The sequence below is a fragment of the Luteolibacter rhizosphaerae genome (genome assembly GCF_025950095.1).
In the GTDB taxonomy this organism is placed as follows: domain Bacteria; phylum Verrucomicrobiota; class Verrucomicrobiia; order Verrucomicrobiales; family Akkermansiaceae; genus Haloferula; species Haloferula rhizosphaerae.
Window position 1 is genome coordinate 353,634 of record NZ_JAPDDR010000003.1, and the last position, 14,502, is coordinate 368,135.

Here is a 14,502-nt window from a genome sequence, read left to right on the forward strand (position 1 = left end):
AAACTTTTAGCGGCTCCTTATCCTAGCCCTCTTCCACCATCAAGGGCTGGAGACACGGTAATAGGCACGGCCTCCCGGCGGCGGGGATAGATCGATGTGTTCCACCACTCCATCGACTCCAGCGGTCACGCTGTGGATCGTAAACCACTGGCTCAAATTGGTGGAGCGCTGGAAGGAATATTGGATCCCTGGCATCCCGTGGAAGCGAACCCGTGCCTGATTCCCGCTCAGCCGTTCGAGCGACGGGGAACCGAGCCCGGTGATCCCGTCCTCCGGCTCCACCGTAAACACGATATCGGCGGAGGTGAAGCCGCCCCGGCCATCCTGCACGGTCACCGGGAAGCTGTCCGTGCCCCTGTAGTCGATCGGCGGTGTGTAGGTCAGGCTGCTCGCGCCCATCGAGACATAGCCACCCGCCGAGCTGCTGCCGCTGGCGATCACCACGCTCACCGGATCGCCATCGGGGTCGCTGACCCCGCCTAGCAAGAGGGTATAAGAGATGAGGCTGGGATTGTTCACCGGGGTGAAGGTCGAGAAGCCGGCGAAGTTCGGAGCCGCGTTCGCGCCCGTGCCCACGACCAGCACCGGCCGGGCGGAGACCGTGGCATTCTCGGCGGACGCGAAAGAGACGTCGCGGGCCACGCTATCGGCCTCCAGGATGAAGCTGTAGACGCCGGGGGAGATCACGCCGGCGGAGACGTCGAACTCGACGACCTGTCCCTCCGCGACGTCGCCGGTGAAGCTGGCCAGCAGGGCTCCTTTCGCGGGCGAGCTGGCGCTGGTGATCGTGCTCTCCGTCCAAGCATTCGACTGCGCGGCGTAGAGCCGCAAGGTCATGGTGCCGCCGGAGGTATCGTCCCCCTCCGTCAGCTTCAGCACGGCATTGGAAGGCGAGTCGCTCAGGCTGCCGAGGTCGAACTGCAGGTAGCTGATCCGCGTGCGCGTGCCCGAGTTCTCCACCCGGAGCTGGGTCAGGTTGTTGTTCGCGCCGCTGTCGGTGTAGGCGTCGTGCACCGCTTCAAAGGTCCGCTGGCCGCTGCTGGCCGGAGGCAGAATGGTCACGGTGATGTCATCGCTCGCGGAGAGCAGGCTATCGGAGGAACTGAAGCGCAGGACGTAGGCGCCCAGCTCGGTGAAGGTCGCGGTGGCGGTCGCCGTGTTGGCGTCGGTCAGCGTGACCGCCGCCGGTCCGGAAACAAAAGTCCAGGACCGGCTCGGGGTGACCCCCGCGGGCAGACCGTCGTCGGTCACCGTGCCGCTCAGGCTGACATTTACCGGTCCATCGCTCAGGAAAGCGGACTTGTCGGCACCCGCGCTTACCACCGGAGCTGCGTTGGTCGCGCCGCCGCCGGTGCTGGTGTTGCGGACGAGCGCCACCCAATCCTGCGTGGTGGTGTCCGGGGGCGAGCCCAAGCTCACCGTGCCGCCGCCGCTGACGGTTGGACCGTTCACCAGCGCCGCACCCGTGCGCGGGTTGAACCACTTCACCGTGTAAGTGCCGGTCACGCCGCTTAGGTTCAGCGTGTGGCCGCCGCCGCCGTGCAGTTGCACCAGATAGGTGTCCCCCGGCTTGGCCAGGCAGCGGTTCGCATTGTTGCCGTAGCCGCTGACCAGCGAGTTGCGATTGGTCATTTGCTCGAAGGGGATACTGTTCTCGCGGATGAAGTTCAGCGTGTAGCGGCAGTAATCCCAGAAGGCGTCGCGGCTGCGGAAATCATTGCAGGTGAGATCCGAGTTCGGCTTGTCGTAGCCGAAGTAGAATTCACAGCCCGCACCGCCGGCCATGATGTTGCCCCAGATCGCGTTCTTGCGGGCATCGATGTGGCTGTTACCCGGGTCGTTGTCCGGCCGCAGCGAGAGCCGCGCGTCTCCCGGTTCGTCGCAGGCCACCACCCAAGGGCGCCCGGCATCTTCCGAGCGGTCGATGTAGTCCTTGGTCATCGCGAACATGTCGGTGAAGTCGGAGGCGTTCAATTGCAGCGAGAAGCCGGTCAACTTCGAGCCGCTACCAAGCAGGTCGTAGTGGTTCGCCCCGTTGTGAATCACGATCGGGTGCTTGTAAGGATCGTTGTCGTGGAAGTACTGCGCCCAAGACTTCTTTTGGTTGGAGCTGGCGTCGTTGATCTCTTCACCCAGATTCCAATTCAAGGCCGGGTGGTGGCCGAAGCGCGCGATCAGCTCGCGGTAGTAGAGCTTGCGTTGGGTGCCCGTCTCGCCGCTGTCGAGCATCAGCTCGTTCTCGGTTTCCTGGGTCTTGAAGTTCATGTGCATGCCCTTGCGGGTGCCGTGTTCGAAGACGACTTCCCACTGGTCGAGCTTCGAGACATCCAGCCGCGTGCGCTCGCTGTAGCTCGTGTAAGGGAAGACGTTCTTGTCATCCCCGTCGATGTTCATGGTCAGGAAGGAGAAAGCGTTCAGGCCTTCGGAGGCCAGATAGTTGATCGCACCGATCAGGCCCTTGCCCCTGCCGCTACCCCAGGTTGGATCGCCGGTCTGCCAATCGGCCACGTGCGGAGCCCAATCCTTGATCAAGGTGTCGCCTTGGCCGTCGGTCTTGAAGTCGCCGTCGAAGTCCGCGTAGGCTAGCAGGTTCTCCGGCGCGTCCACCCCCATCTTCATGAAGTAATCGCCGGTCCCGGCGAAACGGAGGTGGTGCTGGTTTACATACTCCAGGCGCCCCTTGCCGCGGAAGTCGGTGCCACTCTTGTCCGTGGCGGCGATGGTGAAGCTGCCGCTGTCACCATCGAAGAAGCCGGCCCCGGCCCCTGCGGTTCCGCCTGCGATGGTGGCCACGTTCGTGCCGCTGCGGAAGGATGCGGTGTAAGTCCACAGCCCGGTCTCGTCCGGGGCAAAGTGGGCCCGCCAGATATTGCCGGAGTTCGCCCCGGTATTGCCGGCATTGCCGTCCGCCGCGAAGTAGCCGGGCACCACATAGCTCTTGCCGCTGCCGGGATGCGAGAAGGTCAGGTTCAGCCGGTAGTCGGTGAAAGGATTCGGCGTGGCCGTCTCGCTGGTGTTCGGCCCGGTGAAGTTCAGCGTGACCTTGTGCCACTTCTTTAGCTCGCCGGTGATCTGCGCCGTGCCGCCGCTATCCGGTAGCACGAAGGCGGAGACATCGTCGCTCGCGCTATTGCCCGCATTGTCGGTGGCGCGGTAGCGGAAGATGTAGGTGCCCTGCACCAACCCGGAGGCCGTGAGATTCGCCGTCGTGTTTCCGGATAGGCCGGCTGTGTTCGGCCCGCTGAGCTGCGTCCAGAGGTGTGAGGCGATGGTGCCATCCGAGTCGCTGGCGCTTCCGTTGAAGCTGGCACTCGAGGTCGGTAGCACGATGGTCTTGTCCGCACCCGCGTTCACCACCGGGATGCCGGAGATCGTGCTGTTGATCACGGTGAAGACCACGGTGAGCGGCGTGCCTGCCGCTCCCGCCCCTGCGGACTGGGTGTAGGGTGTGGCCGTTAGAGTGTGGGTCCCCAGCGCCGGTACCCATGCGGTGTAGTCGACTCCGCCCACATCACCGTTGATGGTATAGGGCGGGCCGCTCTCGGTCCGCAAATTACTAATGTCATCGTAGGAGAAGCGGACCGATCCCACGGGATTCGGCGAGGTGTCGGCGCGCACGCTCAAGTTCGGCGTGACCGCGAGGTCGATGGTCATGCCGGTGCTCATCGGGCCGATCGCTTGATCCGTATCGGCATTGATCAGCATCAGCGTGGTCACGGACTGGCCGCTGCTGCCGGAAGCATTCACCGTCACGATCGCATCGTCGGAAGCCGTGAGGCCGCTGTTGTCGGTCACGGTCAGGCGAAAGACATAGGCTCCCTGCACCAGGCCGGAAGCGGTCAGATTCGCCGTTGCTTGTCCCGAGCGGGTTGCCGTGTTCGGACCACTTACCTGGGTCCAGGCGTAGCTGGAGATCGAGCCGCCGGTATCCGTGCCCGATCCACTCAAAACCACTGAATTGTTCGGCAGGGTGATCACCACGTCCGGTCCCGCACTTGCCACCGGGGCCCCGGATCCCGCGGAAACCGTGACTGTCGCGTCATCGCTTGCGATCAGGCCGCTGTTGTCGGTCACGGTGAGGCGGAAGACATAGCTTCCCGCCACCAGCGACGAAGCGGTGAGGTTCGCCGTCGTGTTGCCGGAAAGGCTCGCAGTGTTGGGGCCGCTTACCTGGGTCCAGGCATAGCTGGAGATGGACCCGCCGGTATCCGTGCCCGACCCATTCAGAACTACCGAGTTCGTCGGCAGCGTGACCGCCCTGTCCGCCCCCGCGTTTGCCACCGGGGCACTCGATCCGGCCGAGACGGTCACCACGGCTTCGTCGCTGGCGGTGAGCCCGCTGTTATCGGTCACAGTGAGGCGGAAGACGTAGGTGCCCGCCAGCAGCGAGGACGCGGTGAGGTTTGCCGTCGTGTTGCCGGAGAGGCTCGCCGTGCCCGCGCCGCTGACTTGGGTCCAGGCATAGTTGGAGATGGAGCCGCCGGTATCCGTGCCCGTGCCATTCAGGACCACCGAGTTCGTCGGCAGCGTGATCGCCTTGTCGACTCCGGCATTCGCGATCGGCACACCCGTCGCTCCCGCCACGGTCACCGTCACGTCGTCCGCACCGATCAAACCGCTTTCGCTATAGACCTTCAGGCGGAAGATGTAGGTGCCCTCGATCAGGTTGGAGGCGGTGAAGTTCAGGCTGCTTTCGCCGGTACGCGAAACCCAGTTCGGCCCGGACATCTGGGACCAAAGGTAAGCATAGATGGCATCCTCCGGATCGCTTGCCGTCGCGCTCATGGAGACGGAGTTGGTCGGCAGGGTCACCGCCTTGTCCGGCCCGGCATTCACCACCGGTGCGTTTGTAGCAGGAGTGACCGTCACGGTCATGTCGTCGTATCCGCTCAGGCCACTGTTGTCCGTCACGGTGAGGCGGAAGCGGTAGGTGCCTTGGATCAGATCGGAGATCGTGGGGCTGGCGGCCAAGCTGTTCGACCATGCGACGGGTGCCGGACCGGCGACCATGTCCCACTTGTAGCCGGTGATCGAGCCGCCGCTGTCGCTGCCCGAACCGCCGAGGGCGAGCGATGATGTCGGCAGGATGAGGCTCCGGTCCGCACCGGCATTGGCCACCGGGGCTCCGGCGCTCGCTTGATTGATCACGGTGAAGTTGATCGTCACCGGTGCTCCCGCGCTGCCGCCGCCATCCGCTGCGGAGTAGGGCGTTACGGTCAGTGTGTGATTCCCCACGGAGGGGGTCCATGGCAGATAGTCATCCCACACATTGTCGCCGCCGATGGTGTAGGGCGCACGGCTCTCCAGCTTGTGATTCGGATTCCCGTTCAGGTTGAAACGTACTGAGCCGATGATCGGCGGATAGGTATCCGCGCGCAGATTCAGGTTCGGCCCCATCGTGGCCAGTTTGATCGTCCCGCCATCGGTCAACACTGCGGCATCCCGATCGGTATCGGCGTTGACGAGAGTGATCTTCGCCACCGTGGGCGTGGTGCTACCGGGCGTATTCAGCACGGACTCGGGGATCGCCGTGGACTTCGCGCTCGTGTCGAGGATCGTCGAGCGCCGCAGGACGATCCGGTCCATGTTGAACTTGATCGAGCGGCCGGAAATCGTGAGCTGGTAGACCGATCCCGCGTGGAAATTGTAGACCGGCCAGCGCTTGTTGGTGATCGCGTCGAGCTGGTTGGCCCAGCCCCAGCTGGTGGGGGAGCCGCCATACATCTTGGTGTTCGCGGTCAGCAGGCTCTTGGGCGCATCGTTCAGATTGCCGGTCCCGGGGTTCGGCCCGGGACCGAAGTCGGTGCCGCTGATCGTCGCCATCTTGACGTAGCAGTCGTTGTTCTTGTCGCTCGGCGCGCCATCCAGCCGCGCCCGCGCGCGGATGTGCAGGTGGTAGTAGCCGCTCTGGTTGATCTGGAACTTGTAGGTCAGCGGTGTCTTGGCATCCCCGCCGTTCGAGGAGTTTCCTTGGAACTCCAGATGCGCATCCTGCACCGCGCCGTTCACGTAATTCGTTTCTCCCGGCGTGTGGGTCTCCCAGCGGTCGGTGCCCGTGCCTAATGAGGAAGGCGTCCGTTCCGCTTCCATCACGACGATCCCGCCGGATTCCTGATACACGTCGTTCGGTCCCACCGCAGCGGTGGCGACCGAGACCATCCCGGTGAAGGCAAACAAGGCTCGAAGTGGCGACATGAGCTATGTAATGTTTATCTGAAAATCAATATTACTGAAGTGACGGGCGCGAAACCGCCCCGGGCATGAATCCAAGGAGGCGGGCTCTTTCACAGACCTGCGGCCAGGGGAAACCGGAGTAGGTGTCTGTGCAAAGTAAAGACCTGTAACTACGCCTCATCCGGATCATCCGCGAGTAAAAAAGACTAACATTCGCGATATTCCCCCGGGTGAATTTCCGTATCTCCCGATTCTGCGGATGTCGGCTCAAGGCCCCTCGACACGGTAGAATCCCTTGCCCGGCAAAGGATCCGGATCCTGCCACTGCAGCTCTCCTCCGCTTCCCGCACGCTTGTTCCCCACAGCTTCCCATTCTTGCAGATCAGGGGAGCGCCAGATCGAGTAAAGCATTCCCGGTACCCCCGTGAGCTTCAGCTTCGGCCCCGGCGGCAGCGAGAGATCCAGCTCCGGCGCTTGATTCTGCATCAGGTCGGAGGGCACCACGTGCAGCGTGAGCAGGGCACTGGCGAATCCGCCGCGGCCATCCTCCACGAGGAAGGAGAAGCTGTCCGGACCGAAGAAGTCGATCGGCGGTGTGTAGCTCAGAGCTTCCCCGGAGATGGTCACTTCACCGCCCTCCGAGGTGCTACCGCCCTCCGCCACCAGCGAGACGGGATCGCCGTCCGGATCCGAGCTTCCCGCGAGGAGTTCCGGCAGGGGGATTACCAAGGGCAGATCTTCCAGCGTTGCTGCCGTAAAGGCTGCGGCAAGCGGCGGGGAGTTCGGCTTCGTGGTCACGATCAGGCGCGGCCGGTCTGCTGCGATCTCGTATTCCTTGGACGCGAAGACCGCGTCCTTTGCACCCGAATCCGTTTCCACGATGAACCCGTAGGTTCCCGCTGCGGTGACATGCTCACCGAGCTCGAAGCGGATCCTTACACCTTCGCCGCTCATCCCGTTGAAGCTTGCGAGCAGGGGGCCCTTCGTCGGTGCGCTGGCAGAATCGAGCAATTCCTCGCTCCAGGCATCGCCTGCCGCCGCATAGAGCTTCAGCGAAACCTGGCCGTCGGTCTCGATGTCCGCTCCGGTGAGTTCCAACGCGGCATCCGCGGGTTCTTCATCCAAGGCGGTAAGATCGAACTTCAAAAAGCTCTGCCGCACCCGGCTGCTGTTTTCCACCCGCAGGAACTCGCTGTCCACACCGGTCCCGTCGTCCAGATAGGCGTCATCGGCCGGCCCATACACCAAGGTCATGCCGCCTTCCGGTTGGCTCACGAGCACCGTCACCTGATCGGAAACGGTGAACTCCGTATCGCTGACCACGAGGCCCAGCACGTAGGCACCGGGAGCGGTGAAGTGGGCCACGGTGCTTGCCGTGTTGGTGGTGGAGAAATCCACCGCTTGCGGTCCGGAGAGCATCGTCCAAGTCCGCGTGAGCGAGAAGACATCGGGCAGCCCGTCGTCGTTTACCGTGCCGTTCAGCGTGACCTCGGCGAGGCCTTCATTGAGGAAGACCGCCTTGTCCGGGCCTGCATCGACCTGGGGTGGATAGTTCGTCCAACTGCCGCCGCCCGTGGAGCGAACCAGCACGATCCAGTCTTCCGTCGGGGTATCGGGCGGAGCTCCGAGGGCAACCCAGGCTCCGGCCTCGATCACGGGGCCTTCCACCGGTGCTGCTCCCGTGCGCGGGTTGAACCAGAGCGTGGTGAAGGATCCGCTCACCCCGCTGAGGTCCAGACTATGGCTTCCTCCGTCGCGGAGTTGCACCAGGTAGCAGTTGCCGATCTTCGCCAAGCAGCGGTTCGCATTGTCGCCGTTCGCCGTGACCAACTCGTTGTGGTTGGTCATCTCCTCGAAGGGGAAACGATTCGCCTCGAAGAATTGCAGGAAGTGGCGGCAGTTGTCCCAGAAGACATCCCGGCTGCGGAAGTCCTGCAGCGTCATGTCGGATTCCGGATAATCGTAGCCGAAATAGAATTCGCAGCCCGCGCCGCCTGCCAGCGCCGTTGCCCACAGCGCGTCGCGCCGCGCATCGCGGTGGCTGTTTCCCGGATCGTGGTCGGGTCGCACGCTCCGGCGCGAGTCGCCCGGCTCGTCGCAAGCGATCACCCATGGCCGTCCGAAGTCCTCCGAGCGGTTCACGTAGCGCCGAACTTGATAGAAGGTGTCGCTGAAGTTCGACTCGTTCATCTGCAGCGAGAAGCCTGTTAGAACGGAGGCGCTGCCCATCATCTCGAAGTGGCTCGCCCCGTTGTGGATCACGATCGGGTGGCGGTAGGGATCCTTGTCGTGAAAGTACTGCGCCCATGCCGCCTTCTGCGCGAGGGAGGCATTGTTGATCTCCTCGCCGAGGTTCCAGTTCAGCGCCAGGTGATGGCTGAAGCGTGCGATCAACTCGCGGTAGTAGAGCTTCCGGCGGTTGCCCATGTTCCCGTTGTCGAGCATCAGCTCGTTCTCGGTTTCCTGGGTCTTGAAGTGGAGATAGAAGCCCTTGCTCGTGCCGTGCTCGAAGATGATCTCCCACTGGTCGAGCCGCGAGACATCCATGCGGTCCCGCTCGTCGTAGTTCAGGTAGGGGAAGACGTTCCGGTCATCCCCCTCGATGTTCATGGTCAAGAAGGAGAAGGCGTTCAGTCCTTCGGAGGCGAGGGAGTTGATCGCACCGATCAGGCCCTTGCCCTTGTCGCCCTGCCACACCGGATCGCCTTCCTGCCAGTCGGCCACGTGGGGCGCGTAGGTCTTTACCAGCTCGTCTTCCTCGTCGTCCGTTTTGAAGTCGCCGTCGAAGTCCGCGTAGGACAGCAGGTTTTCGGGAGAGTCCGTGCCCGCTTTCATGAAGTAGCGGCCCGTGCCCGCGTGGCGCAGGTGGTGCTTGCCGACATAGTCCAAGCGGCCCTTGGCGCGCATGTCGCGGCCCGTTTTGTCGCTTGGTGCGATCGAGAAGGATCCGCTCGAGCCGTCGAAGTAGGCCGCGCTCGCGCCCGCCTGCGGATCCTCGCTGGTCGCCACGTTCGCGCCCGTCCGGAATGAAGCCGCCCATGTCCATTCGCCTTCCGCATCCGGTGCGAGGTGCACTCGCCAGACATGACCGGTCTCCGCCGAGCTGTTGGCCGCATTCCCGTCCGCCGCGTAGTAGCCGGGGACCAGCAGGGTCCGTCCGCTGGCCGTGTGGGTGAAGGCCACGTCCAGGCGGTAGTCGGTGAAGGGATTCGGAGTGGCCGTCTCCGCGGTTTCCGGGCCCATGAAGTCGATCGTGACCTTGTGCCAAGTCTTCAACTCGCCGCTTGGCGGCAGCACCGAGCCTTGCTGGGCTTCGGCCTCGGGGCAGGGGCATAGTGCTCCTGCGGTCGCTACCAGCATGGCGCGACAGAACGAAGCCAGAGCGGGCCGGGGGGCCCGTGGTGAGGGGGAAAACATCGGTCAGGGGGAAGGAAAGGGGGCCTCCGACGCTGCGCGAATCGTGCCGAATCCTTGAGATAGCAAGGAATAATCACCCTAACGCCCCCAAAAGGAGCAAAAAAGCGGGGCATTTCACGCGGGCGGCGACTCTCAGTCCTCCGGCGAGCGGTTCGTGTCCGTCGCTCGCCAGAGATACCATGCCGCTACCGAACGGAAGGGCCGGAACCTCTCTCCCAGACCGTGGAGTTCCTTCGGCGATGGCAGTTCCGGCAAGCCATAGGCGATCTTGTAGCCGGTGCGCACCCCGTAGTCATCCACCGGCCACACGTCGGGACGGCCGAGGGTGAACATCAGCAGCATCTCCACGGTCCAGCGGCCCACGCCGCGAACTTGGGTGAGCCGCGCGATGATCTCTTCGTCGGAAAGCAGCGCGATCGCCTTCGAGCCCGGCACGATCCCGGACAGGGACTTCTCGGCGATGTCGCGGATCGCTGCCGCCTTGGCCCGTGAGAATCCCACCCCGCGCAGTTGCTCATCGCTCACCATGGCGAGCGACTTCGCAGTCGGGAAGCGGCCGCGCGGGAATAGATTCTGGAAGCGTCCCAGAATCGTGGCGGCCGCCTTTCCATTCAGCTGCTGATGAGCCACGGCGCTGACCAGCGATTGGAAGGGTGAGCGGGTGCCGTGGGTTTCCATCAGGCAGGGCCCGATACGCCGGATCAGCGCCTTCATCGAAGGGCAGGATTTCCGCAAGTGGGCGAGGGCCGGGTCGTGGATCGGAGACATGGCGCGCGAGGATTTCGCAGCATCTCCGGGCCTTTGCAAATCGCAAGCCCGCTGCTGTTACCTTGCGAACTTGTGGGCACAATGTTCTTTCCATCTTCGGGCAGGCCGGATCATATCTCCCAACCATGAGAAAACTTGCCATCGGAACCTTGCTCGGCGCCAGCCTCGCGCTCAGCTCCTGCGGAGAAAAATCGAAGACCGAAGGGGGTGGAGCCGCCACCGCGGAAGAGGCGAAGTCCCAGTCCCACGTGCTCGCCGGCAAAGGCGGCAAGATCCCCGCGAAAGGTGTGACCCACACGGTGGAGAGCAGCGGCGACATGAAGGAGGCCAAAATGAAGATCGAGGCCGCCGGCCAAACCATGGAAGGCTCCATGACCCGCAGCGAGAGCAGCGTGGAGAAGTGGGAGCACGTGGCCGACAACAAGGCGCGCCGCACGCTTGAAAGCAAGACGGTGGGCGGTGCGATGAACGTCGCCGGTCAGGATCAGCCCATCCCGGAAGAGAAGGACGCTCTCGTCGGCGTGCCCGTGATTGTCGAACTGAAGGATGGCAAATACGCCGCGAGCCTGGAATCCGGCACTGCCACTTCGGAGCAGACCAAGGCGCTCGAGAAGCTCGCCGAGACGGTGGAGAAGGACAGCGACTTCGGCATGTATGGCGATGCCCCGCGCAAGGTGGGTGACAAGTGGGATGTCGATCCCAAGTCGCTCGGCGCCTTCGGCGAGGCCTCGGACCTGAGCGGGACCTACTCGATCGAGTTCGTGGAGGTGAAGGATTTCCAAGGCACTCCCTGTGCCGTGCTCAAGTCGGTGTTCGACATCTCCGGCAAGACCGAAGCGGAAGGCGAAGGCGAGCCGGCCATGACCGTGAAGATCAAGGGTGAGGCCATCTCGCATCGTTCCTTGGCGGACAAGACGGATCTCGATGCCAAGATCACCTCGACCATGACCATGGAAGGCAGCCCCGCTCCGCAGGTGAAGATGAATGTGGAGGGCCCGTTCAACCTTCATCAGAAGGCCACGGTTAAGAAGAACTGAGCTTTCCTCTATCCAAGGAACTCCTTTGATGAAACGCCCGCCGCTAGATCCGGCGGGCGTTTTGCCGCCCACCGCCTGCCGGGTTGCCTTGACCGCGGCGGTCCGCTCCCTAAGATCACAGATTGCGAGCGAAAGCTCCTTCAGTCCCGGAAGGATCCATGGCTTCCTCCCCCTTGCATTTCGAGTCTTTCGAAGTTCTCCAGAACGACCAAGGCGAGCCTTGGGTTCTGGGGCAAGGCTCTTTCGGCACCACTTACAAGGTCCGCCACCGGTCTTTGGACCGGGTCTGCGCGCTCAAGGTCATCCGCGATGATGCCGTGCGCGGGAAAGGCCAGGGGGCCGAGAGGGAGACCGCCAGGTTCATCGGCGAAGTGAAGGCGCTGGCGAAGATGCAGCACCATGGCATTGCGGTCGTCTTCGAATATCAGGATCGGCCGGACGAAGGTTATTTCTATTATGCGATGGAGTTCTGCAAGGGTGGCAACTTGGAAGAGCTCGTCGCCCGGGAAGGTCCGCTGTCCTGGCCGGTGGCGCGCTGGATCCTGCTTCAGGTCGCGGAAGCACTGGCGTATGCGCACGAGCGCGGCATGCTTCATCGCGATATCAAGCCTGCCAATCTGGTGCTGGCCGAGCCATGGCCCGAGCAGCAGGTGAAGCTGATCGATTTCGGCATCCTCCAGCCGCCGCAGGGTGCCGTGGAGGGATCGAAGCTGAGTCTTTCCCATGGCTCCCACGGGGTTTTCAACGACACCACCGCAAGCCCGGAGCAACTGCTCTCCGTGAAGCTCGATGCACGCTCGGATCTCTACTCGCTCGGCATCACGCTGTGGTGGTTGCTGATCGGGGCGAATCCTTTCGCGAAGCAGCCGCGAGCCCAGGTGATTGCGGAGCGGCTGCGCTCCGATTACGCGAACGAGTTCCCCGCGGACTTGGATCCGGAAGCCCGCGAGATCTTGCTCGGACTTTTGGCGAAGCGTCCCGAGGACCGCTTCCCTGATGCGCGGACCTTGGTTGGGCGGATCACGGACGGCGTGCTTCAGACTTCCTCGCAGGTCGCCGCCTCGGCCGCGCAGGTGACCGGCAGCCCCGCGACTTACGACGAGACCTATTCGATCCCGAACCCCGGCAGCGACCTGATCGTCAAGATGGCTCAAGCCGCGATCTATCGTGCCAAGCACATGGCCAGCGGTGAGACCGTGGCGGCGATCACGGCGGAGGCAGGCATGAGTCCGGAAACCCGCGAGGGCTTCCGCGCTGCCGCTGCCGCCCGGGAAGACTTCGGGTGCTATCGCATGCTCGATTGGTGTTCCTCGGCGAATGAGGACTACTTCATCGCCACCCTGCCGAGTGGTCAGAGCTTGCTGGATCTGTTGCGGAAGTTCGGAGCTGCCCGTGCCCAGGATGCGTTTCCGCTCCTGACGGTGCTTGCCAAATCCTTTGATGCGAGCGTGGCCCGCACGACCCGTGGCATCCGCTTGGAGCTGGCGGATATCCGGGTCTCCAGTCATGGCGGAGAGAGTGGGATGGCGGCCTTCAGTAGTTGGGCCGATGTCGATCCCGGCTCTGCCACGAGCTTGCCCTCCTTCCAAACGGACGGCGATCAGGACGCCGCGGGAACTCTCGATATCTCGACCGCGGGACCTGCGAACCCGGCAGCCCGCTTCGCCGCGCTGATCTACCGCCTGATCTCGGGAGGCAGTCCGCCCTATGCGTCTTACTTCACCACCAGCGGCTATGTGATGGTGTCAGGCCTTTCGGAAGCAGGGAACCACATGCTCGCGAAGGTCTTGGCCGGCGGGGATCCGGATCTGCTTGTGTCCACCTTGGTGGAGCGGCTCTCGAAATTGGAGATACAACCGCGTCGCGCGCCGAAGCAGGAGCCTGCCGCAGCACCTGTGCCGGTGGCCGTGGCGGAAGTGCCGCCGCTGCCTGTTTCTGCGCCGGAGATTCCCGCTGCGCCTCCTCCTGCGCTCCCTGTGGTTGCCCCGCCTCGTCCGCCACGGAAGGCTTGGCCGGTCTGGGTCTTGCCCGCGGCGATTGCCGGGGTCGCGTGTCTGGTCGTTCTCGGCCTGATGATCTCCGCGGCAAAGGACCGCAAGGACGCGACCGCACGCTTCGAGGCCCAGCGCTTGAAGACGGAGCAGGAAAGCGCCGCCCAGCTCAAGGCTTTGCAAGAGCGGCTCGAGACCGACGCGAAGAAGGCGGCCGAGCTCGCCGCCAAGACCCCGGAGAAAACCACGCCGCCTCCTGCTCCGGAACCACCTCGGCCCAAGGTCGACCCGGTTCCCGTGGTGACCCCGTCCCGCTCGGCGCGTCACGTGCTAGCGTCGCGGAACGCCTTGATCCCGGCCAAAGGAACGACCCGCACTGTCAAAAGCCAGTCCCAGATCACGAGTGTCCGAACGAACCTCATGTTCAACGGCCAGAAACTGGAAGGCGCTTTCTTCCGCAGGGTCAGGAATGAGGAACGTTGGGATCATGTCTCCGAGAATAAAGCGCGGTATCTCCTCAAGAATGAGGAGAACATCAGCAAGATGACGACTGCGGGACAGGAGAAGGACATGCCTTTGGACAAGGATGCGCTGGTCGGCGTGCCCGTGTCGCTCCGCTTCTCGAATGACAAGTATCAAGCCGGCTTGGAATCGGGCAAGGCCAACTCCGCCCAGACCGATGCACTGCAAACCTTGTGCCGGAACGCCATGGACCACGACTTCCGGATCTACACGGACACGCCGCGGAAGATCGGGGACAAGTGGAAGGTGGACCCGAAGTTCCTCACCGCGATCTTCTATGCGGAGGCGATCAAGGGCAGCTTCACGATCGAGTTCGTCGACATCAAGAACGTCCAAGGAACTCCTTGTGCGGTGCTCAAATGGGTCTTCGACATGACCGGCAGACAAGGCACTCCCGCGAATGGTGAGAAGCCCCTGAACTTGAAGCTGAAAGGGGAGGCGATCTGTTATCGCTCGCTCACGGATTTGATCGACCTCGAGGTCAGAGTCGACTCAACCATCATCTTGGACGGGCACCCGAATCCTTACTCCCGGATCATGATTGAAGGCCCTTACTCCCACCACCAGAAGACCACGATCAGCAAACGCTAGGC

At 63.3% G+C, this 14,502-nt stretch carries 5 protein-coding genes; 2 read left to right on the forward strand and 3 right to left on the reverse strand.

Annotated features, from left to right (window positions below; all coding sequences use genetic code 11):
• Positions 1-39: 39 nt before the first annotated feature.
• The 3 genes from OJ996_RS07220 to OJ996_RS07230 all read right to left on the reverse strand — a co-directional run bounded on the left by OJ996_RS07220 (position 40) and on the right by OJ996_RS07230 (position 10,359).
• Entirely contained in the window at positions 40-6,195 is a 6,156-nt protein-coding gene (locus tag OJ996_RS07220) for a PKD domain-containing protein (protein ID WP_264512731.1), read from the reverse strand.
• Between the two features lie 246 nt (positions 6,196-6,441).
• Positions 6,442-9,534: a DUF5060 domain-containing protein gene (locus OJ996_RS07225; protein WP_264512733.1), complete on the reverse strand. Its 3,093-nt coding sequence runs from the start codon at positions 9,532-9,534 to the stop codon at positions 6,442-6,444.
• Between the two features lie 189 nt (positions 9,535-9,723).
• Positions 9,724-10,359: a DNA-3-methyladenine glycosylase family protein gene (locus OJ996_RS07230; protein WP_264512735.1), complete on the reverse strand. Its 636-nt coding sequence runs from the start codon at positions 10,357-10,359 to the stop codon at positions 9,724-9,726.
• Between the two features lie 125 nt (positions 10,360-10,484).
• Here OJ996_RS07230 and OJ996_RS07235 point away from each other — a divergent pair, with 125 nt between their 5' ends.
• Together OJ996_RS07235 and OJ996_RS07240 are read left to right on the forward strand one after the other, a co-directional pair.
• Positions 10,485-11,396, forward strand: coding sequence for a hypothetical protein (locus tag OJ996_RS07235; RefSeq protein ID WP_264512737.1), 912 nt, complete (start codon positions 10,485-10,487; stop codon positions 11,394-11,396).
• Positions 11,397-11,554: 158 nt separating this feature from the next.
• The gene (locus OJ996_RS07240; RefSeq protein ID WP_264512739.1) at positions 11,555-14,500 is read left to right on the forward strand and encodes a serine/threonine protein kinase; all 2,946 of its coding nucleotides are present in this window, start codon (positions 11,555-11,557) and stop codon (positions 14,498-14,500) included.
• The last annotated feature ends 2 nt before the right edge of the window (positions 14,501-14,502 follow it).